Source organism: Pseudogemmobacter humi (genome assembly GCF_900609055.1).
GTDB lineage: Bacteria > Pseudomonadota > Alphaproteobacteria > Rhodobacterales > Rhodobacteraceae > Pseudogemmobacter > Pseudogemmobacter humi.
Genome location: NZ_UXAW01000040.1, coordinates 1 through 19,529, shown reverse-complemented (window position 1 = coordinate 19,529; position 19,529 = coordinate 1). Strand labels below are relative to the sequence as shown.

The 19,529-nt window shown below is 66.2% G+C and carries 19 protein-coding genes and 1 pseudogene; 15 read left to right on the top strand and 5 right to left on the bottom strand.

What is annotated here, in order from left to right:
* The first annotated feature begins 57 nt into the window (after positions 1-57).
* Both XINFAN_RS03830 and moaB read left to right on the top strand, forming a co-directional pair.
* Entirely contained in the window at positions 58-852 is a 795-nt protein-coding gene (locus tag XINFAN_RS03830; RefSeq protein WP_124085170.1) for a uracil-DNA glycosylase, read from the top strand.
* Position 853: 1 nt separating this feature from the next.
* Positions 854-1,384, top strand: a complete 531-nt coding sequence (gene moaB / locus XINFAN_RS03825; protein ID WP_124085169.1) for a molybdenum cofactor biosynthesis protein B — start codon at positions 854-856, stop codon at positions 1,382-1,384.
* Between the two features lie 152 nt (positions 1,385-1,536).
* On the opposite strand, the gene XINFAN_RS03820 is transcribed toward moaB, so the two are convergent.
* Together XINFAN_RS03820 and XINFAN_RS03815 are read right to left on the bottom strand one after the other, a co-directional pair.
* Entirely contained in the window at positions 1,537-2,460 is a 924-nt protein-coding gene (locus tag XINFAN_RS03820) for a dimethylarginine dimethylaminohydrolase family protein (RefSeq protein WP_124085168.1), read from the bottom strand.
* A 20-nt stretch (positions 2,461-2,480) separates the two neighbouring features.
* Positions 2,481-4,079, bottom strand: coding sequence for a zinc-binding metallopeptidase family protein (locus tag XINFAN_RS03815; protein ID WP_124085167.1), 1,599 nt, complete (start codon positions 4,077-4,079; stop codon positions 2,481-2,483).
* A gap of 183 nt (positions 4,080-4,262) precedes the next feature.
* On the opposite strand from XINFAN_RS03815, the gene XINFAN_RS03810 reads away from it, so the two are divergent.
* From XINFAN_RS03810 to XINFAN_RS03785, 6 genes are all read left to right on the top strand, one after another.
* Positions 4,263-5,156, top strand: coding sequence for a LysR substrate-binding domain-containing protein (locus XINFAN_RS03810; protein WP_124085166.1), 894 nt, complete (start codon positions 4,263-4,265; stop codon positions 5,154-5,156).
* A gap of 153 nt (positions 5,157-5,309) precedes the next feature.
* Complete coding sequence (locus XINFAN_RS03805; protein ID WP_233352114.1) at positions 5,310-6,338, top strand: ABC transporter ATP-binding protein; 1,029 nt, start codon at positions 5,310-5,312, stop codon at positions 6,336-6,338.
* Positions 6,339-6,421: 83 nt separating this feature from the next.
* Positions 6,422-7,534, top strand: a complete 1,113-nt coding sequence (locus XINFAN_RS03800) for an ABC transporter substrate-binding protein (protein ID WP_124085164.1) — start codon at positions 6,422-6,424, stop codon at positions 7,532-7,534.
* 65 nt (positions 7,535-7,599) lie between these two features.
* Positions 7,600-8,412, top strand: a complete 813-nt coding sequence (locus tag XINFAN_RS03795; RefSeq protein ID WP_124085163.1) for an ABC transporter permease — start codon at positions 7,600-7,602, stop codon at positions 8,410-8,412.
* The gene (locus XINFAN_RS03790; protein WP_124085162.1) at positions 8,409-9,221 is read left to right on the top strand and encodes an ABC transporter permease; all 813 of its coding nucleotides are present in this window, start codon (positions 8,409-8,411) and stop codon (positions 9,219-9,221) included. Before XINFAN_RS03795 ends, XINFAN_RS03790 begins: the two co-directional genes overlap by 4 nt.
* Positions 9,218-10,819 (top strand): 5-guanidino-2-oxopentanoate decarboxylase, encoded by a 1,602-nt coding sequence (locus XINFAN_RS03785; protein ID WP_233352113.1) that lies wholly within the window; start codon positions 9,218-9,220, stop codon positions 10,817-10,819. Before XINFAN_RS03790 ends, XINFAN_RS03785 begins: the two co-directional genes overlap by 4 nt.
* 74 nt (positions 10,820-10,893) lie before the next feature.
* Here XINFAN_RS03785 and XINFAN_RS03780 read toward each other — a convergent pair whose 3' ends face one another.
* Entirely contained in the window at positions 10,894-12,495 is a 1,602-nt protein-coding gene (locus XINFAN_RS03780; RefSeq protein ID WP_124085161.1) for a phosphoenolpyruvate carboxykinase, read from the bottom strand.
* A 362-nt stretch (positions 12,496-12,857) separates the two neighbouring features.
* Between XINFAN_RS03780 and XINFAN_RS03775 the strand changes: the two genes are divergently transcribed.
* The 7 genes from XINFAN_RS03775 to XINFAN_RS03745 are packed head-to-tail and all read left to right on the top strand — an operon-like array spanning position 12,858 to position 18,185.
* Entirely contained in the window at positions 12,858-13,559 is a 702-nt protein-coding gene (locus XINFAN_RS03775; protein ID WP_124085160.1) for a response regulator transcription factor, read from the top strand.
* Positions 13,556-15,244 (top strand): sensor histidine kinase, encoded by a 1,689-nt coding sequence (locus XINFAN_RS03770; protein ID WP_124085159.1) that lies wholly within the window; start codon positions 13,556-13,558, stop codon positions 15,242-15,244. The genes XINFAN_RS03775 and XINFAN_RS03770 overlap by 4 nt, the downstream gene beginning before the upstream one ends.
* Positions 15,241-15,672 carry an HPr kinase/phosphorylase gene (locus tag XINFAN_RS03765; protein WP_124085158.1) on the top strand — a complete coding sequence of 144 codons (432 nt, stop codon included), beginning with the start codon at positions 15,241-15,243 and terminating at the stop codon, positions 15,670-15,672. Before XINFAN_RS03770 ends, XINFAN_RS03765 begins: the two co-directional genes overlap by 4 nt.
* A gap of 3 nt (positions 15,673-15,675) precedes the next feature.
* Positions 15,676-16,587 (top strand): RNase adapter RapZ, encoded by a 912-nt coding sequence (rapZ, locus tag XINFAN_RS03760; protein WP_124085157.1) that lies wholly within the window; start codon positions 15,676-15,678, stop codon positions 16,585-16,587.
* Positions 16,584-16,979 carry a PTS sugar transporter subunit IIA gene (locus tag XINFAN_RS03755; protein WP_124085156.1) on the top strand — a complete coding sequence of 132 codons (396 nt, stop codon included), beginning with the start codon at positions 16,584-16,586 and terminating at the stop codon, positions 16,977-16,979. The genes rapZ and XINFAN_RS03755 overlap by 4 nt, the downstream gene beginning before the upstream one ends.
* Before the next feature lie 12 nt (positions 16,980-16,991).
* Positions 16,992-17,258: an HPr family phosphocarrier protein gene (locus tag XINFAN_RS03750; RefSeq protein ID WP_435530844.1), complete on the top strand. Its 267-nt coding sequence runs from the start codon at positions 16,992-16,994 to the stop codon at positions 17,256-17,258.
* 15 nt (positions 17,259-17,273) lie between these two features.
* Entirely contained in the window at positions 17,274-18,185 is a 912-nt protein-coding gene (locus XINFAN_RS03745) for a lysophospholipid acyltransferase family protein (protein ID WP_124085154.1), read from the top strand.
* Between the two features lie 229 nt (positions 18,186-18,414).
* Here XINFAN_RS03745 and XINFAN_RS03740 read toward each other — a convergent pair whose 3' ends face one another.
* On the bottom strand, positions 18,415-19,290 hold the full coding sequence (locus tag XINFAN_RS03740) for a 3-hydroxybutyryl-CoA dehydrogenase (protein ID WP_124085153.1): 876 nt from the start codon (positions 19,288-19,290) through the stop codon (positions 18,415-18,417).
* Between the two features lie 129 nt (positions 19,291-19,419).
* Positions 19,420-19,529: pseudogene (locus tag XINFAN_RS03735) on the bottom strand (electron transfer flavoprotein subunit alpha/FixB family protein); the annotation flags it as partial.

Here is a 19,529-nt window from a genome sequence, read left to right as displayed (position 1 = left end):
GGGCGGGGCAAGCGGGCGCCTTGCCGGGCGGACGGCGGGGGGGCATAGTTCCGGCCCATGGGAATCGCCGCTGACATCACCACCGACCGCGAGGCGAGCCTTGCCGCGCTGGCCTGGCAACTCGACTGCGGCATCGACGAGGCCATCGGCGAGGCGCCGGTGAACCGCTACGAGGTGGTGGTCGAAAAACCCGCCGCCCGGCCCGCGGCGGCCAGCCCGGAGCCGTCGCCCGCATCGCAGCCCGCGGATCCGGTCGCCGTGGCGAAGGCGGTCGCGGCGGGCTCTGCCACGCTCGATGCGTTGCGTGAGGCGCTCGCGGCGTTCGATCTGTGCGATCTGAAACGCGGCGCGCGCAATACGGTGTTCTCCGACGGCAATCCCGCGGCGCGGGTGCTGATCCTCGGCGAGGCGCCGGGCCGCGACGAGGACATCGCCGGCAAGCCCTTCGTCGGGCGGGCCGGCCAGCTTCTCGACCGGATGTTCGCAGCCATTGGCCTGTCGCGCCAGAGCCCCGATGCCGGGGCCGCGCTCTACATCACCAATGTCATGCCCTGGCGGCCCGAGGGCAACCGCGACCCCACCCCCGACGAGATCGCCATGATGCGCCCCTTTGCCGAGCGCCATATCGCGCTCGCGGACCCTGACGTGGTGGTGGTGATGGGCAACACGCCGCTGATCGCGCTGACCGGCAGCCGCGGCATCCTGCGCGCGCGGGGCAAATGGTCCACGGCGCTCGGCAAGCCGCTGCTGCCGATGACCCATCCGGCCTATCTGTTGCGCAACCCGGTCGCGAAACGCGAGGCCTGGGCGGATCTGCTGTCACTTCGGGCGCATCTGGCGAAGGGGGAATGAGATGACCGACAGAGACTTCATCCCGGTCCGCATCGCGGTGCTGACGGTCTCCGACAGCCGCAGCCTTGCTGACGACCGCTCGGGCGATACGCTGGTGGCGCGGCTGGAGGGCGCGGGCCATATCCTTGCCGCCCGCGCCATCGTCACCGACGAGCGCGCCGAGATCGCGGCGCAGCTGCGCATCTGGATCGCCGATCCGGGGGTGGATGTGGTGATCTCGACCGGCGGCACCGGGCTGACCGGGCGCGACGTGACGGTCGAGGCGCATCACGAGGTCTATGAGAAGGAGATCACCGCCTTCTCCACTGTCTTCACCATCGTCTCGATGCAGAAGATCGGCACGTCGGCGGTGCAGAGCCGCGCCTGCGCGGGCGTCGCCGGAGGAACCTATCTCTTCGCGCTGCCGGGCTCGCCCGGGGCCTGCAAGGACGCCTGGGACGAGATCCTGGTGAAACAGCTCGATTACCGCCACAAACCCTGTAATTTCGTCGAGATCTTTCCCCGTCTGGAAGAGCACAAACGGCGGAAGTGACGGCCCTTTCGGGCCGTTGCCTCCGGCGGGGATATTTTCAGACAGAAAATGAGCAGATGCCGCGCTGCGATCATTTTCTGTCCTTAAATATCCCGGGGGAGTCCCCGGAACGGGGACGGGGGCAGGGCCCCCTTCCGCCATCTGCCACAGGCTCAGGGCTCGCGCCGCAGCGCCTGCGCCATGCAGTGGATGCCGCCGCCGGTCTTCGAGATTTCCGCCGTGTCGACCACCGCCACCTCGAAACCGCGGGCCTTGAGCTGCCCGACCAGCGTCGGCGAGGATTTCGGCGCGATGATGCGCTCGCCGCCGAGGCTCATGAAATTGCAGCCCAGAGCCATCGTGTCCTGGAATGGCACGTCGATGATCTCATGGCCCTTTGCCTTCAGCCAGTCGACGATCCCCGGCTCGGTGCAGGCGAGGCAGACCGCGGTCAGTTTCGGCGCGACCGGCACCACCATCAGGTCGATATGGACGTAATATTCGTCGATGAAGGCGAGGCGGACTTCCCAGCCCTCGGCCTCGAACCAGGAGGCGACCTGGCGGGCGCCCTCTTCCTGGGTGCGCGCGCCGCCGCAGCCGATCAGCACGCAGCCCTCTTCGATCACGTTGAAATCGCCGCCCTCGAAGGTGCCGGCGGTCACCATGTCGTAGATCGGGATGCCGAGTTGTTCGTAATGGCGGATCGCGGCGTAATTCTCGCCCCGGCGCCACCAGTTCGCCATGGCGGTGATCACCGCGCCATAGGGCGTCATCACCGAGCTGTCGCGGGTATAGACCTGCATCGGCAGTTCCGGCTCGGGCGGCGCGGTATGAACCTTCACGCCGAAGCTCTCATAGGCGGCGCGCAGCTCCTTGTGCTGGGCCTGGGCGAGCTGGATGTTGCAGGGGCTTTCGCGCAGATGTTTACGCGACAGGGACGAGGTGGCCATGTGGCGCAGATAGGCCGGATCGCCGAGCAGCACGTCGGTCAACCGGTCGGTCTCGTTCCTGAAACCCCATTGCGTCAGCGGCGCGGTGCCGCCCGAGGGGTTGCGGCGGCGCAAAGTGAAGGGGTCGGGTCGGGTCTGCACGTTCATCTTGCTGTCTCCTGTCGGGGTCATGCGCCGGGCATGGCGGAGGGGATCCACCAGTCGCGGCCGCGGGGCGTGGTGACATATTCCGGCCAGCGGAAATGGATGGGCGGCGGGTAGTCGCATTGCGGCGGGATCGGCGCTTCGGCGGTGCGGGCGCGGAATTCGGCGGCCATCTCTTCGCGGATCGTCGCATCCTCCAGGATGCGCAAAGCCGAGAGCGCCAGCACCCCGGCGGCCCGTGTCACCATCGGGTCGATGGTTGCCGGGATGCCGCCGAGCGCGTTCATCACCCAGGACGGGTAGGCATAGCCCTTCGGCGCGCGCAAAGCGGGCCGCGCGATGTAGAACCGCGCGGTCGGCGCGTGCCAGGTCATGTCGGTGTAATCGTCCGAGGTGGAGTTCCGCTGCGAGGGCGGCAGATCCTCGCGCAGGATCCTTTCCGCGGCTTCGGGGTCGATCAGCCGGGTCATCTCGGGGATGAACGGGTCATCCATCGGATCGAGGCCCAGATTGGCCTGGATCTCGCGCGCCATGCTGCGGGCCTCCTCGCCCCATTCGGGCGCGCCCGCGGCCTGCATCGCCTGCCAGACCACCCGGGCGATGGAATGATTGGCGAGGCCGGGGCGCGATTTGCAGACCCAGTGCCGCTCATACCGACAGCCGGTCATAGCTGCGACATGGGCGGCGTTGCGGTCGAGCGCGGCGGTGACGGCCTCGGCCATCGCGATGGTCGGCACCCGCATCATATACTGGATCTCGGCCAGCCCCGCGGGCAGGTTGTCGGCGGTGGCCTGGCCCGCGGTCAGGATCGCCTCGGAAATCGACCAGCCGCCCTGATGCGGCAGCATCGAGTCGCGCAGGGATTTGGAAAGCTGGAACATCAGCGTCAGCGCATCATTCGCCCCGGGCGCGCGCACCGCGGAATGCGACTGCGGGATCGGCGCGCCGTCGAGCCCGGCATGCGCCGCGCGGCCCCAGGCCTCGGGCTCGTCGCAGATAAAGCGGTAGATCATCGACCAGCCGGCGCCGCAATGGGTGTCCCACCGCACCGTGTTGCACATCGGCAGCATGTAGAACGGATGGAACGACAGGATCGCGGCCAGCCCGTCGTAATAGCCCTTTGCGGCATGGATCGGCTTTGATCCGCGCACCTTCTCGGCCGGCTCGCCGGTGAAGCGCAGCCCGCCCCTGATCCCGTGTTTCTCCATCGCCGCTTTGGTCGCGAGCAGCCCCGCGAGCCCCGCGATGCCGAGGCCGGAATGCGGATCGGTATGGCCCCCGGCCTGGAAGCCCAGCCCTTCGCGCGGCTCGCGCCGGGTGCTGGCCGCCTGGCAGTTCCCCGGCACCGCGTCGTATTCGGCATACATGCCGATCACCGGGCCCCCTTTGGACTCGGGCCCATTGGACCATTCGGCGCAGAAGGCGGTGGGCATGCCGCCCGAGCCTTCCTCGACCGTGAACCCCTCGGCGCGCAGGCGTTTCACATACCAGTCGCAGGACTGATATTCGCGCCAGGCGGTCTCGCCATAGCTGAAGATCGTCGCGCACCAGTCGGAATGCTCAGGCTGGCGGGCTGCGACGGCGGCGAGGGCGGTTTCCTGAGAGGGGCTGAGGCGGGTCATGGCTTTGGTCCCTGTGATCCGGGAAGGGCGCCCGGGCGGCTTGCGGGGCGCTTTCATGGCTAGCAGCGCCCGGCCCGCGCGGAAAAGTGAAACCTTTTCCCGCGCTCGGCAAATCATTTTCACCAAGGTGCTGGTGCGGACCCGCAAAGGCGCTAAGCTGCCGGAAACGACCGGAGCCGCAAGATGACCCGCATCCCCTCGACCCAGGCCTTGCGCGCGCTGGAAAGTTTCGCCCGCCACGGCACGGTCTGGCAGGCGGCGGACGAGCTGAACCTGACCCGCAGCGCGGTCAGCCATCAGCTGCGGCTGCTGGAGCGCGATCTCGGCTTCCGGCTGATGAGCCGGGTCGGCACAAGGGCGGAGCTGACGCCGCAGGGCATCGCCTATGCCGCCGACATCCGCCGGGCGCTGGCGATGATCTCGGGCTCGGCCACCCGCAACGCGGCGCGCGGCGTGACCGGCAGCCTCGCGGTCAGTTGCCCGCCCGGCTTCGCCTCAAGCTGGCTTTGCGCCAAGATCGGCGGATTCGTCAGCGATTTCCCCGATGTGTCTTTGTCGGTCCATACTCCGCGGCGGCTGGACGATGTGAGCAACCCGGATGTCGATATCTTCATCACCTTCGGCCAGGGCAACCAGCCGGGAATGCAGGTGGAACTGCTGAAGGAGGTGGATTTCACCCCGTTGTGCAGCCCGGCGCTGCTGAACCGTTTCGATTCCATGGCCGATACCGGCGCGCTTCTGGGCGCGACGCTCTTGCATCTGGGCGATTACGAGGATTGGGAGCACTGGTTCCGTCTGGCCGGCCTGCCGGTCGGGGCGGCGCAGAGCGGGATCCGGTTCTCGGACATGAATCTGGTCTATTCCGCCGCGCTCGGCTCGCAGGGGATCGCGATGGGCGACGAATTCATCTGCCAGGACGCGATGCAGGCCGGGCGGCTGGTGCGGCCCTTCGATCTGTCGCTGCGCTCGGTGCGGTCGTATTTCATGATCGTGCCGCCGGAGAAGGCGGGCAATCCCGCGGTTGCCGCCTTTCGCGACTGGCTGATGGCCGAACTGATCGAGGACGAGGCGCTTTGAGAACGCCGCCCGCCCTATGACAAATTTCATTTTCCGAAAGGGCGAAAAACTTTCTATTGTTTTCTGAGGCCCGGCATTCCAGGCTTTCACCTGTTCCGCCCGGCTGCCCGCGACATGCGAAGGGCGCCCGGCACCTCTGGCAAGGGAAATCCAGTGACGCAGGCAGCAGAGATCGGAGCCTCGGGAATCGGCAAGATGTTCGGGCGCTTCACTGCGCTGTCGGATATTTCCATGACCATCGGGCGCGGCGAATTCGTCACGCTTCTGGGGCCCTCCGGCTCGGGCAAGACCACGTTTCTGATGATTCTCTCGGGGTTTGAGGCACCGACTTCGGGGCGGCTGACGCTGGACGGGCGCGAGATGACCGAAACCCCGCCCGAGGCGCGCGGCTTCGGCATGGTGTTCCAGGGCTATGCCTTGTTTCCCCATATGACGGTCGAGGATAACATCGCCTTTCCGCTGAAGGTTCAGGGCCGCAGCAGCGCCGATGTGAACCGCCGGGTGAAGCAGATGGTCGAGATGGTCGGCCTCGGCGGGCATGGCCACAAACGGCCGGCGGGGCTTTCGGGCGGCCAGCAGCAGCGGGTGGCCCTGGCGCGGGCGCTGGCCTACGAGCCGCCGGTCCTTCTGCTCGACGAGCCATTCTCGGCGCTCGACAAGAATCTGCGCGGCCAGATGCAGGATGAGATGCGCCGCATCCACCAGGAGACCGGGACCACCTTCGTCTTCGTCACCCACGACCAGGAAGAGGCCCTCGCCTTGTCCTCGCGCATCGCGATCTTCGAGAAGGGCACGCTTCAGCAGCTTGCCCCCCCGCGCGAGGTCTATGAGCGGCCGGCGAACCGCTTCGTCGCGGAATTTCTGGGCGATGTCAACATCCTGCCAGTGAAGGATTCGCGGATCGAAGGCCGGGCGATCCGCCTGCCCGAGGGCCAGGGCGCGCATCTGGCGATCCGGCCGGAATATATGGGCCTTGCGCTCAGCGAGCCTGCCGAGGGCAACGCGCTTCCCGCCCGGCTGACCGATCTGACCTATCTGGGTGCCGGGACGCGGCTGTCGCTGACCACCGGAAGCGGGGCCGCTTTGGTTCTGCACATGCCGACCATGCGCCTGCCCGAAGGTCTTGCCCCCGGCGCCGGGGTCTGGACCACATGGGAGCCCTCGCGCGGCTTCCTGCTGTAACGACGGCCGGGTGCGCCGCCGCGAAGAGCGGCCCCCGGACCAGGCCGATCAACAAGAACCACAATCAACAGGGAGAATAACAGATGAACGGACCTTTCCAGCGCGACCAGTTGGAAATCCTGGCCGGCAAGGCGAAACGCGGCCAGATCTCGCGGCGCGACTTCAACACCGGGCTTGCGCTGCTTCTGGGCACTTCGGCGCTCGGTCTCGGCAGCCGGGCCGAGGCCCAGGCGAAAGAGCTGGTGCTGGTGAACTGGGGCGGCGACGCCGGCACCGCCTATGACAAGGCCTACGGCCAGCCCTTCCAGGCCGCGACCGGCGTCGTGGTGAAACAGGACGGCTCGGGCCCGACCGAAGGCGCGATCCAGGCCCAGGTCGAAAGCGGCAAGCCGACCTGGGATCTGGTCGATGTCGATCCGTTCTCGGCCGAGGCGCTCGGCAAGAAGGGCATGATGGAGCCGGTCGATTACGCCGTGGTCGACCGCAGCAAATTCCGCGAGGGTTTCGGCTGGGAATATGCCGCCTCGACCTATTTCTTCAGCTATATCATCGCCTATGACGCCACCAAATTCGGCGACGACCCGCCGAAGTCGATGGCCGATTTCTTCGATGTCGAGAAATATCCCGGCAAGCGCGGCCTCTACAAATGGGGTGTGGGCGTGTGGGAGGCGGCGCTGCTGGCCGACGGCGTGGCGCCGGAGGACCTCTATCCGCTGGACCTGGAACGCGCCCACAAGAAGATCGCCGATTTCAAACAGCATGTGGTCTCGTTCTGGGGCGGCGGCGCCGAGAGCCAGTCGATCCTGCTGAACGGCGAGGCCTCGATGGCGATCGTCTGGTCCACCCGCGCCCGGCTGATCGAGCAGGACAGCGGCGGCGATGTGAAATTCCTCTGGGAACAGGGGATGATCTCGCCCGGCGCGCTTGGCGTGGTGAAGGGCAATCCCGGCGGGGCGGAAACGGCGATGCAGTTCCTCGCCTCGACCCAGGAGCCGGAAAAGCAGATCATCATGTTCGAGATGCTGGGGCAGGGACCGGCGAACCCCGCCACCGACGCGCTGATCCCCGAGGAGGAGCGCCGCTTCAACCCGGTGGACCCGGCGAATTTCGCGCTTCAGATCCCGGTCGATGTGGCCTGGTATGAAGAGAATTACGGGCCCGCGCTGGACGAATATCTCAGGATCATCTCGGCCTGAACCGGGTCCGATCCCGCCCCCGCGCGCATTCCGCGCGCGGGGGCCTTTTTGCCGATGGACCGCCGATGACCCGATCCCGCATCTTCCTGATCGCGCCGCTTCTCGTCTTCCTGGCCGGGGCCTATCTGGTGCCGTTCCTCGGCGTCATGCGGTGGAGCGTGACCCTGCCGCAACCGGGCTTTGGCCAATATGCCGTGGCGCTCAGCGATCCGCTGGTCTTGGGGGTGATCTGGCGCACGGTCAGGATCTGCGCCATGGTCACGGTGATCTCGGTGGTGCTGGCCTATGCGATCACGCTGGTCTGGGTGCGCGGCGCGCCGGTCACGCGGATGGTGATCGAGCTGTGCATCCTGATCCCGTTCTGGATCTCGGTGCTGACGCGGGCCTTCGGCTGGCTCGCGCTTCTGTCGAACCGCGGGCTGATCAACACTCTGGCGCAGGATCTGGGCCTCTGGGCCGAGCCGCTGACGCTGGTCAGGAACGAATTCGGCGTGATCGTCGGCATGGTGCATTTCCTTGTCCCGTTCGCGGTGTTTCCGCTGGCCTCGGCGATGCGCTCGGTCGATGAGCGGGTGCTGCTCGCTGCGCGCGGCATGGGCGCCTCGCGGGCGCGGATCTTCTGGCAGGTCTTCGTTCCGATGACGAAGGGCGGTATCTTCGGCGCGACGCTTCTGGTCTTCGTCTTTTCGATCGGCTTCTTCGTGACGCCCGCGATCCTTGGCGGCGGCCGGTCGGTCATGGTGGCGGAACTGATCTGGCTGCGCATCTTCCAGAGCCCGGACTGGGGCCTCGGCGCCGCGATCTCGGTGATCCTGATGGCGGGGATCGGCATCCTGCTGGGGCTGACGATGAAATATGCGAAAGGATCGGGCAAATGATCCGCTTCCGCCCGAGCCTTCTGGCCACGGTCGTCGCGGCTCTGGTCGCGGTGTTCCTTCTGATGCCGCTGATCGCGGTGATCCCGGTCAGCTTCACGCCCACGCGCTATCTGGCGGTGCCGGACGGCGAATATTCTTTGCGCCATTACCGGGCGATCCTTGAGAACCCGGCCTGGCTCCAGGGGATCTGGCTCTCGATCCGCATCGGGTTTGCCGCCAGCCTGATCGCGACGCTGCTGGCCGCGGGGTTCAGCCTCGGGATCTGGATGTTGCAGCCGCGTTTTGCCGGGGTTTACATGGGCCTCGCCATGGTGCCGATGGTGGCGCCGCCGGTGGTCTCGGCGCTGACGCTTTACTTCTTCCTGACCTCGCTCAGCCAGGTGAACGGCGTCGTGGCTTACGACACGTTCTGGGGCGTCGTCATGGCCCATGTGGTGATGATCGCGCCCTTCGCGGTGGTGCTCTTGACGGTCGCGCTTGGCCAGGTGGACCGGCGCATCGACCTTGCCGCGCGTTCGATGGGGGCGGGGCTGGCGACGCGGGTGTTCCGGGTTATCCTGCCGAATATCCGCTTCGGCCTGATCACCGCCTTTTTCCTGACCTTCGTTCTGTCCTGGGAGGAAATCGGCGTCACGCTCTTCATCACCTCGGTCAATGCGGTCACACTGCCGCGGCTGATGTGGATGGGGCTGAGGGACAATATCGACCCGGCCATCGCGGCGATCTCGGTGGTGCTGATCGCCATCGTCGTCGCCGCGGTGCTGGTCAGGACCGCCGTCGAGCTGCGGCAGAGGAGGAACACGAATTGAGCCGCGAGGGAATTTCGACCGGGGTCTATCTGACCCACCTGCTGCGCGCCTACGGGGTCGAGGTGGTGTTCGGCATCCCCGGCGTCCATACGGTAGAGCTTTACCGCGGCCTCGCCGGCAGCGGGGTGCGCCATGTCACGCCGCGCCACGAGCAGGGCGCGGGGTTCATGGCCGATGGCTATGCGCGGGCGTCGGGCAAGCCCGGGGTCTGTTTCATCATCACCGGGCCGGGGATGACCAATATCACCACCGCCATGGGCCAGGCCCATGCGGATTCCGTGCCGATGCTGGTGATCTCGACGGTGAACGCCCATGGCCGGATGGGCTCGGGCGAGGGCTGGCTGCATGAACTCCCGAACCAGCAGGGGCTGGTCGCGGGCGTTTCGGCCTTTTCGCGCACGGTGAACCGGCCCGAGGAACTGGCGGGCGTGCTGGCCCAGGCCTTTGCGGTGTTCAACGGTGCGCGGCCGCGGCCGGTGCATATCGAACTGCCGATCAACGTGATGCTGGCGGATGCGGGCCATCTGCCCTTGCCGCAGCCCATGCTGGTGGCCCGGCCCGCGCCCTCGCCGGATGCGCTGGAGGATGCGCTGGATCTGCTGACCCATGCCGCGCGGCCGGTGATCCTGGCGGGCGGCGGCGCTTTGCGCGCGGATGTCGGCGCGCTGGCCGAACTGCTGGACGCGCCGCTGGTGATGACCACCAACGCCCGCGGGCTGGTGGAGCCCGACCACCCGCTGGCGGTGCCGTTCTCGCCCTCGCTGCCCGCGGTGCGCCGCCTGGTGCAGGAATCCGATGTGGTGCTGGCTCTGGGGACCGAATTCGGCCCGACCGATTACGATATGTATGAGGATGGCGGGTTCGAACTGCCCGGCAAGCTGATCCGTGTCGATCTCGATCCGGTGCAGATGGCGCGCGGGCTGGCCCCGGTGCTGGCGCTGGTCGCCGATTGCGCCGAGGCGGTGCAGGCGCTGTTGAAACGTCGCCCCGTCGCCCATGGCCGCAACGGCGCGCTGCGCGCCGGGGTGGCGCGGGTCGCCGCGGAAGAGGGGCTGGAGGACAATTACCGCCGCGATCTGCGGTTGTTGAACCTCGTGCGCGACACCCTGCCCACGGCGCGGCTGGTCGGCGATTCCACGCAGCTGACCTATGCCGGGAACATGGGTTTCGCGGCGGCGACGCCGGGAAGCTGGTTCAACTCGGCCACCGGGTTCGGGACGCTCGGCTACGGGCTGCCGGCGGCGATCGGCGCGAAACTGGCGGATGAGCGGCCGGTAGTGGCGATCTCGGGCGACGGCGGCTTGCAGTTCACTTTGGCGGAACTCGCCTCGGCGGCCGAGGCGCAGGTGCCGGTGATCCTGCTGCTGCACGACAACAGCGGCTATGGCGAGATCAAATCCTATATGATCGCGAAGAACATCCCGCCTCTGGGCGTGGACATCTACACGCCCGACCTGGCAGCCATCGCGAAGGCGAGCGGCTGGACCGTGCATCGGGTGACGAAGCTGGCCGATCTGCCCGACCGGCTGCGCGAGGGGGCCGATGCACCGGGGCCGACCATGCTGATCTTCGGTGACGATCTGCGGGCGCAGGCCTGACTGCTTTCACTTATCAAACAAAACGCCCGGATGAGAGGTCATCCGGGCGTTTCGGTTTTCACTTATCGAACATTTCAGCCGATGGCGGCGGCGCGCACGTCGTCGTCGATATGGGCGACATACTGGCCGAAGTTTTTCGAGAACATGCCGACCAGCACCTGGGCCTGGGCGTCATAGGCACCCTTGTCGGTCCAGGTCTCGCGCGGGTTCAGAAGCTGGCTGTCCACGCCGGGCACATCGACCGGAACCTCGAAGCCGAAATTCGGATCCTTGCGGAACTGCGCCTTGTTCAGCGAGCCGTCCAGCGCCGCGGTCAGCAGCGCGCGGGTGGCTTTGATCGGCATCCGCCGCCCGGTGCCGTGCTTGCCGCCGGTCCAGCCGGTGTTGACCAGCCAGCAGGAGGCGCCGGTTTCGGCGATCTTCTGTTGCAGCAGCTTGCCGTAGACCTCGGGGCGGCGCGGCATGAACGGGGCGCCGAAACAGGTCGAGAAGGTAGGGGTGGGCTCGGTCACGCCGCGCTCGGTTCCCGGGGTTTTCGAGGTGAAGCCCGACAGGAAATGATACATCGCCTGCGCCGGGGTCAGCCGCGCGATCGGGGGCAGCACGCCGAAGGCGTCGCAGGTCAGCATGACCACGTTCTTCGGCAGACCGCCCATCCCGGTCGCCGATGCGTTGGAGATATACTCCAGCGGATAGGCGCAGCGCATGTTGTCGGTCAGCGAGTTGTCCTCGAAATCGAGTTCCAGCGTCTCGGGATTCCAGACCATGTTCTCGATCACGGTGGCAAAGCGCCGGGTGGTGCCGTAGATCTCCGGCTCGGCCTCGGCCGAGAGGTTGATCGTCTTGGCGTAGCAGCCGCCCTCGAAGTTGAAGGTGCCGGTTTCCGACCAGCCGTGCTCGTCATCGCCGATCAGGATGCGCGAGGGATCGGCCGAAAGCGTGGTCTTGCCGGTTCCGGACAGGCCGAAGAAGACGGCGGTGTCCTCCGGGTTGCCGATGGCGTGATTGGCCGAGCAATGCATCGGCATCACGCCTTTTTCCGGCAGCAGGTAGTTCAGGATGGTGAAGACCGATTTCTTGTTCTCGCCCGCGTAAGCGGTGTTCGCGATCAGAACCGTCTTCTCGTCGAAGTTCAGCGCGATCACGGTATCGGTGCGGCAGCCGTGGCGCGCGGGATCGGCCCTGAACGACGGCAGGTTCACGATCGTCCAGTCAGGTTCGAAAGTGTCAAGTTCCGCGCGGTCGGGGCGGCGCAGAAGGTGGCGGATGAACAGATTATGCCAGGCAAGCTCGGTCACCACCCGCACGTCCACCCGATGCGCCGGATCGGCGCCGGCATAGAGATCCTGGACGAACAGCTCCTGCCCTTTGGCATGGGCCAGCATGTCGGCCTTGAGCGTGGCCCAGGCCTCCGGCGTCATCGGGGCGTTGTTTTCCCACCAGATGGTGTTTTCGGTGGTGGCGGTGCGGACCACGAATTTGTCTTTCGGCGAGCGTCCGGTGAATTTCCCCGTGGTGCAGAGGAAAGCGCCGCCATTGCCGAGATGGCCCTCGCCGCGCGTCACCGCGGCCTCGACAAGTACAGGCTCCGGGTAGTTGTAGTGAACGGCGGCGGCACCCTTGATGCCCTGGTGTTCCAAAGTGCGTTTCGGGTTCACGCGTCCGCTGATCGTCATCTCTGCCAAGCTCCGGTTGCCGCGTGCCTGCTGCGCGGCGTGAGGTTGAAAGTCGCACCCGGGCCATGGGTGCCGAAAGCCGCCCGCACCCCGGGGCCGCCCTCAGCGCGGCTATAACATGCGGTCACGAAAGGAAAACAGCGCAGTTTCGTGTAGTTAGCGCAATCAGCCCGGAGTTAGCGCAACCACCAGTTTGGGTAGGTCCACCCGGGGCCCGCGCGGTGCGGCAAAATAGTCATGACCGCCGATTTTCCGGGCTTTGCCGGGCGGGGCGGACCCGGGGTGATTCGGTTTTGTATTGATTCCGGCGCCCGCTTTGCAGAGAATGGCGGAAAATATTTTATAACAGAGCAGGATCCGATATGTCGCGCATCGCCCTTGTGGACGACGACAGGAATATTCTGACGTCAGTCTCGATGACATTGGAAGCCGAGGGCTTCGAAGTGGAAACTTACAACGACGGCCAGTCGGCGCTGGACGCCTTCAACCGCCGGATGCCCGATATGGCGGTGCTCGACATCAAGATGCCCCGGATGGACGGGATGGATCTGTTGCAGCGGCTGCGGCAGAAGACCTCGATGCCGATCATCTTCCTGACCTCGAAAGACGACGAGATCGACGAGGTTCTGGGCCTGCGCATGGGCGCCGACGATTACGTCAAGAAGCCGTTCTCGCAGCGGCTGCTGGTGGAACGGATCCGCGCGCTTCTGCGTCGCCAGGAGGCGGGGACGGCCACCGATGCCCCGGTCTCGGAAGAGAACAAGGTGATCGAGCGCGGCAATCTGCGGATGGATCCTTTGCGCCATGCGGTGACCTGGAAGGGCCGCGACGTTTCGCTGACGGTGACCGAGTTCCTGCTCTTGCAGGCGCTGGCGCAGCGTCCGGGCTTCGTCAAGTCGCGCGATCAGCTGATGGACGTGGCCTATGACGATCAGGTCTATGTCGACGACCGCACCATCGACAGCCACATCAAGCGCCTGCGCAAGAAGATGCGCAGCGTGGACGAGGAATTCTCGGCCATCGAAACGCTTTACGGCATCGGCTATCGTTACAACGAAGAATGACCGCTTCTCCGCGTCTGGCCATGGACAATCAGCGCCCGAAGAAAAAAGGGGGCGAAGTGCTTCTGGGGGAGGACTGGGTCTCTCCTGAAAGCGTGCCCGACGATCAGCGTGACGCGCGGCCGCGCGGCGGTCTGGTCGCGCTGAACCGCAGCCCGCTGGCGCGCAAGATCATCATCTTCAACCTGATGGCGCTGGTCGTGCTGGTCGCGGGGGTGTTGTTTCTCAACCCGTTCCGCGACAGTCTGGTGGTCAGCCGCGAGGCGGGCCTCGTGCGCGAGGCGCAGTTGATCGCCGATGTGTTCGAGGCGCATGGCGAAGGCCCCGGCACGGGTTTCGATTACGGCGCGGTGCTGGCCAGCGTCGAGCTTGGCCCCGGGGTCGAGGCTTTCGTTTTCGATCCGGCAGGCGCGGTGGTCGCCACCCGCACCGGACCCGACGGGACTGCGGGCGGCCGCGCGCGCTCGACCGTGATCACCGATTTTCTGAACATGGTCTGGGACGGGGTTTCGGTCGTCCTGTCGCTTGGCCGCCAGGAGGCTGCCGGCGTCGATGGCGTCACGCTCGCGCGCGAGGTGTTTCCGGCCGCGCGAGAGGGGCGGACCGCCTCCAACACCGGGCACGACCCCGAGGGCGGCACGTTGTTTTCGGTGGCGACCCCGGTGGTGTCGGGGGGCGAACTGGCGGCGGTCGTCGCGCTGACCTCGGCGGCGGGCGAGATCGACGCGCTGGTGCGCTATGAGCGCGAACAGATCCTTCAGGTCTTCGTGGTGGCGCTGCTGGTTTCCATCGGCCTGTCGCTGGTGCTGGCCTCGACCATCGCCAACCCGCTTTCCGACCTGGCCGCGGCGGCCGAGATCGGCCGCGACCGCGACGGTGGCAAGGTCTCGCCCGGCCGGGTGCGGATCCCGGATCTCGCGGCGCGGCCCGACGAGATCGGCCGCCTCTCGGTCGCGATGCGCGGCATGGTGGCGGCGCTTTACGACCGGATCGACGCCAACGAACAATTCGCCGCCGATGTGGCGCATGAGATCAAGAACCCGCTCGCCAGCCTGCGCTCGGCGGTGGGCTCGATGCGCTTCGTCAAGAAGGAAGAGCATCGCGAGAAACTGCTCGACGTGATCGAACACGACGTGCGCCGCCTCGACCGGCTGGTGAGCGACATCTCCAACGCCTCGCGGCTGGACAGCGAACTGGTCAAGGAAGAGGAAGAGGAATTCGATCTGGTCCGCACGCTCGCCAATCTGACCCAGTATCTGGGTCAGCAGGCCGGCGAGAAAGGGGTCGATTTCATCACCGACCTGCCGCCCGGCAAGATCGCGATCAACGGGCTTGAGGCGCGGCTGGCCCAGGTCTTCGTCAATCTGATCACCAATGCGATTTCCTTCTGCGATAAGGGCGATGCGGTGCGGGTCTGGGCCCGCCAGCGCGAAAACCGCGTGCTGGTCGTGGTCGAGGACACCGGCCCCGGTATCCCCGAACAGGCACTGACCAAGATCTTCCGCCGCTTCTACTCCGACCGGCCCGAAACCCATTTCGGCAACAATTCGGGCCTTGGCCTGTCGATCTCGAAGCAGATCGTCGAGGCCCATGGCGGCGTGATCTGGGCCGAGAACATCCGCCAGCCGGGTGTCGATCCGAATTCCGAACCCCTCGGCGCGCGTTTCGTCGTGGGTCTGCCGGTGTGATCCCCGGCGGGGAAGAGATCCTTCACGCCACCAGCCTTGCCATCGACGGCAAGGGGCTTCTGATCCTCGGGCCTTCGGGCTCGGGGAAATCGGCGCTGGCCTTGCGGCTGATCGCTTACGGCGCCGGGCTGATCGCCGACGACCGCACCGGGCTGCGGCAGGGGCCGGGGGCGCCGGTCGCCTTCTGCCCCGCCGCGGCGATTCGCGGGCTGATCGAGGCGCGCGGCCTCGGTTTGCTGCAAGTGCAGCCCGCCGCACCCGCCCCGGTTGTGCTGGTGGTGGACCTGGGCTGCGACGAGACCGAAAGACTGCCGCCCCGGCGCCACATCACCTTGCTGGGATACCCGCTTCCGCTTGTGCTGCGCCCGCAAAATGACCATCTTGCTGAGGGATTGCTCGTCTGGATAAGAGGCGGGCGGCAGGAGTGAGCAATGGGAGACCCCCTCCAGGAGTTCAGACTGGTGCTGGTGACCGGCCCTTCGGGTGCCGGACGCACCACGGCCATCCGGGTGCTGGAAGATCTGGGCCATGAGGTCATCGACAATATCCCGCTGTCGCTGGTGCCGCGCCTCTTGGAAGGCGAGGCGCCCGAGCGGCCGATCGCGCTTGGCCTCGATGTCAGGAACCGCGATTTCAACGCCACCGCTTTGATCGAGCTGATCGACGGGATGGGGCGCGATCCGGCGGTCTCGCTCCAGGTGCTCTATCTCGACTGCGCCGCGGGCGAGCTGGTGCGGCGCTATTCCGAGACCCGCCGCCGTCATCCGCTGGCCCCGGCCGAGACGCCCGATGAGGGGATCGCGCGCGAGCTGGACCTCCTGGCCCCGATCCGCGCCCGGGCCGATCATCTGATCGACACCACGGAACTGTCGCCGCACGATCTGAAACAGGATCTGGCGCAATGGTTCGATCCGGGGCGCAGCGGAGTGCTGGCGGTCTCGCTGCAATCCTTCAGCTACCGGCGCGGCATTCCGCGCGGCGTCGATATGGTGTTCGACTGCCGTTTCCTGAACAATCCGCACTGGCAGCCGGGGCTGCGCGCACTCGACGGGCGCGACGCCCGGGTGCTGGACTATCTGAAGACCGACCCGCGGTTCGAGGAATTCGTCGCCCGGCTGCGGGAAATGATCGAATTCCTGCTGCCCGCCCATGTGAAAGAGGGCAAGGCGCATCTCTCGGTGGGGTTCGGCTGCACCGGCGGGCAACACCGCTCGGTCGCCATTGCGGAATTGATGGGTGCCGCCCTTGCACAGGCCGGCTGGCCGGTGTCAAAACGGCACAGGGAACTGGAACGCAAGGCCGCGACTGTCGCCGCCCCAGCTGACAAGGTAACTGGCGCTTGATCGGGATCGTCATCGTCGCCCATGGAGGGCTGGCGCGGGAGTATCTTTCCGCGGTGGAGCATGTGGTCGGCCCGCAGACCGGCATGATCGCCATCGCGATCGAGGATGACCACGACCGCGACGCCAAACAGGCCGAGATCATCGCGGCCGCCAATTCCGTGGATGAGGGCGAGGGCGTCGTCGTCGTCACCGACATGTTCGGGGGCTCGCCCTCGAACCTGTCCCTGCCGGCCTGCACCGCCAGCGGGCGGCGCATCCTTTACGGGGCGAACCTGCCGATGCTGATCAAACTGGCGAAATCGCGCGAATTGCCGGTGCCCGAGGCAGTGGCCGCGGCGCTGGATGCCGGGCGTAAATATATCAACAGCCTCGATCTCGGGGGCGGTGCCTGAAGGATCAAGCTGGTGACGCGCAACTTTCGCATCGTGAACGAAAAGGGGCTGCATGCCCGGGCCTCGGCGAAATTCGTCGAGACGGTCGAGGCGCATGACGCCCGCGCTCTGGTCTCGAAGGACGGGATGGAGGTCTCGGGTGATTCCATCATGGGCCTTCTGATGCTGGCGGCCTCGCGCGGGACCTCTATCGAGGTGGCGACCTCGGGGCCGGAAGCGGAGAAACTTGCCGATGCGCTGGAGGCCCTGGTTGCCGGGCGCTTCGGAGAGGATTATTGAAGGCTGTCCTCCCGGATGAACGGGACAGACGCTGAGGATCGTCCTTTCGTGACCGAACAGAGCCATATCGCCGAGGTTGCTTCCGCCCACGCACCCGCGCCGGTCGACAAACCCTATGACATGCGCCGGCTCAGCTATGCCGGAACCTTCCGCAACCCGTTCAAGTCCGGCACGATCCGCGCCATCGAATGGCTGACGGCCAAGGTCATGCTATTGCGGCTGATCCGCTCGTTCGAGAAGTCCGGCGCGCCTTTCGGCGCTCCGTTCTGGCCCAAGGCGATCCGCCATATGGGGATCCGCATCGACACGCCGGCGGAAGAGATCGCCCGCATCCCGAGGACCGGCCCGGTCGTCGTGGTGGCGAACCATCCCTCTGGGCTGGTCGACGGCATGATCATGGCCGAGATGATCAACCGGGTGCGATCCGACTTCAGAATCCTGACCCGCTCGCTGCTGACCGGCATCCCCGAGGTCGAGGAATTCATGATCCCGGTGCCGTTCCCGCATGAGGAGAACGCCCGCGAACTGGGCCTCAAGATGCGCAACGACACGATGGCGCATCTGAAAGCGGGCGGCGTGATCATCCTGTTCCCGGCGGGCAAGGTCGCGATGTCGGAAACCTGGTTCGGCCCGGCGATCGAGGCGGAATGGAACGTCTTCACCCATAAGATCGTGAAATCCTCGGGTGCGACCATCCTGCCGATCTTCTTCCCTGGTCAGAACAGCCGCGCCTTCCTGATCGCGAACAAGCTCTCCGACACGCTCCGCCAGGGCCTCCTGCTGCACGAGATCAGGCGCGCCCTGTTCAAACCGCAGCGCCCGTTCATCGGCGCGCCGATCCCGGCCTCGGAACTGGCGAAATGGGAAGGCAACCCGCGCGGCTTCCTTGCCTGGCTGCGCGCGCATACGCTGGCTTTGGGGAAGTGAAGTGGACGGCCCTTGCGGGCCGTTGCCTCCGGCGGGGGTATTTGGGTCAGGATGAAAGGGATTTTCGTCCCGATCTGTCACACCCGAGCTGCACTCGTTCCACCGGATTCTCAAGAGACGCGCGCCGGTCCCGGTGACAAAGCGAAGTCGCTTTCATCCTGACCTGAATACCCCGGGGGAGTCCCGGCTTTGCCGGGACGGGGGCAGGGCCCCCTTCTTCCGCCGCCGGTCAGCGTGTCGGCACCGGCACTTCGCCGCGGTAGTCGTAGAAGCCGCGCTCGGTCTTGCGGCCGAGCCAGCCGGCTTCGACATATTTGGTCAGCAGCGGGCAGGGCCGGTATTTGGTATCCGCCAGCCCGTCGTAAAGCACGTTCATGATCGCGAGGCAGGTGTCGAGCCCGATGAAATCCGCCAGTTCCAGCGGCCCCATCGGATGGTTGGCCCCCAGTTTCAGCGCCTCGTCGATTGAGCGCACGTTGCCCACGCCTTCGTAAAGCGTATAGACCGCCTCGTTGATCATCGGGATCAGGATGCGGTTCACGATGAAGGCCGGGAAATCCTCGGCCGAGGCCGCGGTCTTGCCAAGCTTCGCCACCACGGCGAGCATCGCCTCATAGGTTGGCTGATCGGTGGCGATGCCGCGGATCAGCTCGACCAGCTGCATCACCGGCACCGGGTTCATGAAGTGGAACCCCATAAACTTCTCAGGCCGGTCGGTGCGGCTTGCCAGACGGGTGATCGAGATCGAGGAGGTGTTCGAGGTCAGGATCGTCGTCGGTTTCAGATGCGGCAGAAGATCCTCGAAGATCGCCTGTTTCACGGTCTCGCGTTCGGTGGCGGCTTCGATCACCAGGTCGGTCGGGCCGAGATCGGCCAGCCTCAGCGTGGTGCGGATCCGGCCGAGTGCGGCGGCCTTTTCCTCGGCAGAGATCTTGCCGCGGCTGGCCTGGCGTTCCAGGTTGCGGTCGATGGTCGAGCGGGCCTGGTTCAGCGACTCCTCGCTGATGTCGTTGAGCAGCACCTCATAGCCCGCAAGGGCGAAGACATGCGCGATACCGTTGCCCATCTGGCCCGCGCCAACGATTCCGACCGTGCGGATATCCATGCTTTGCCCCTTTTTCTGCTGGTGCGAGATTAGGCGGGCAGGGGCGGCGGGGCAAGGGGCCGGTACCGGCATTGAAAAGGGCACCCGGTTGGGGCGCCCTTTGTCCTGTCCGGCGGTTTCAGATCGCCCTCACAGCTTTTCTGTGAGTTCCGGGACGAGTGTGAAGAGGTCGCCGACGAGGCCGTAGTCTGCGACCTGGAAGATCGGGGCCTCTTCGTCCTTGTTGATCGCGACGATGA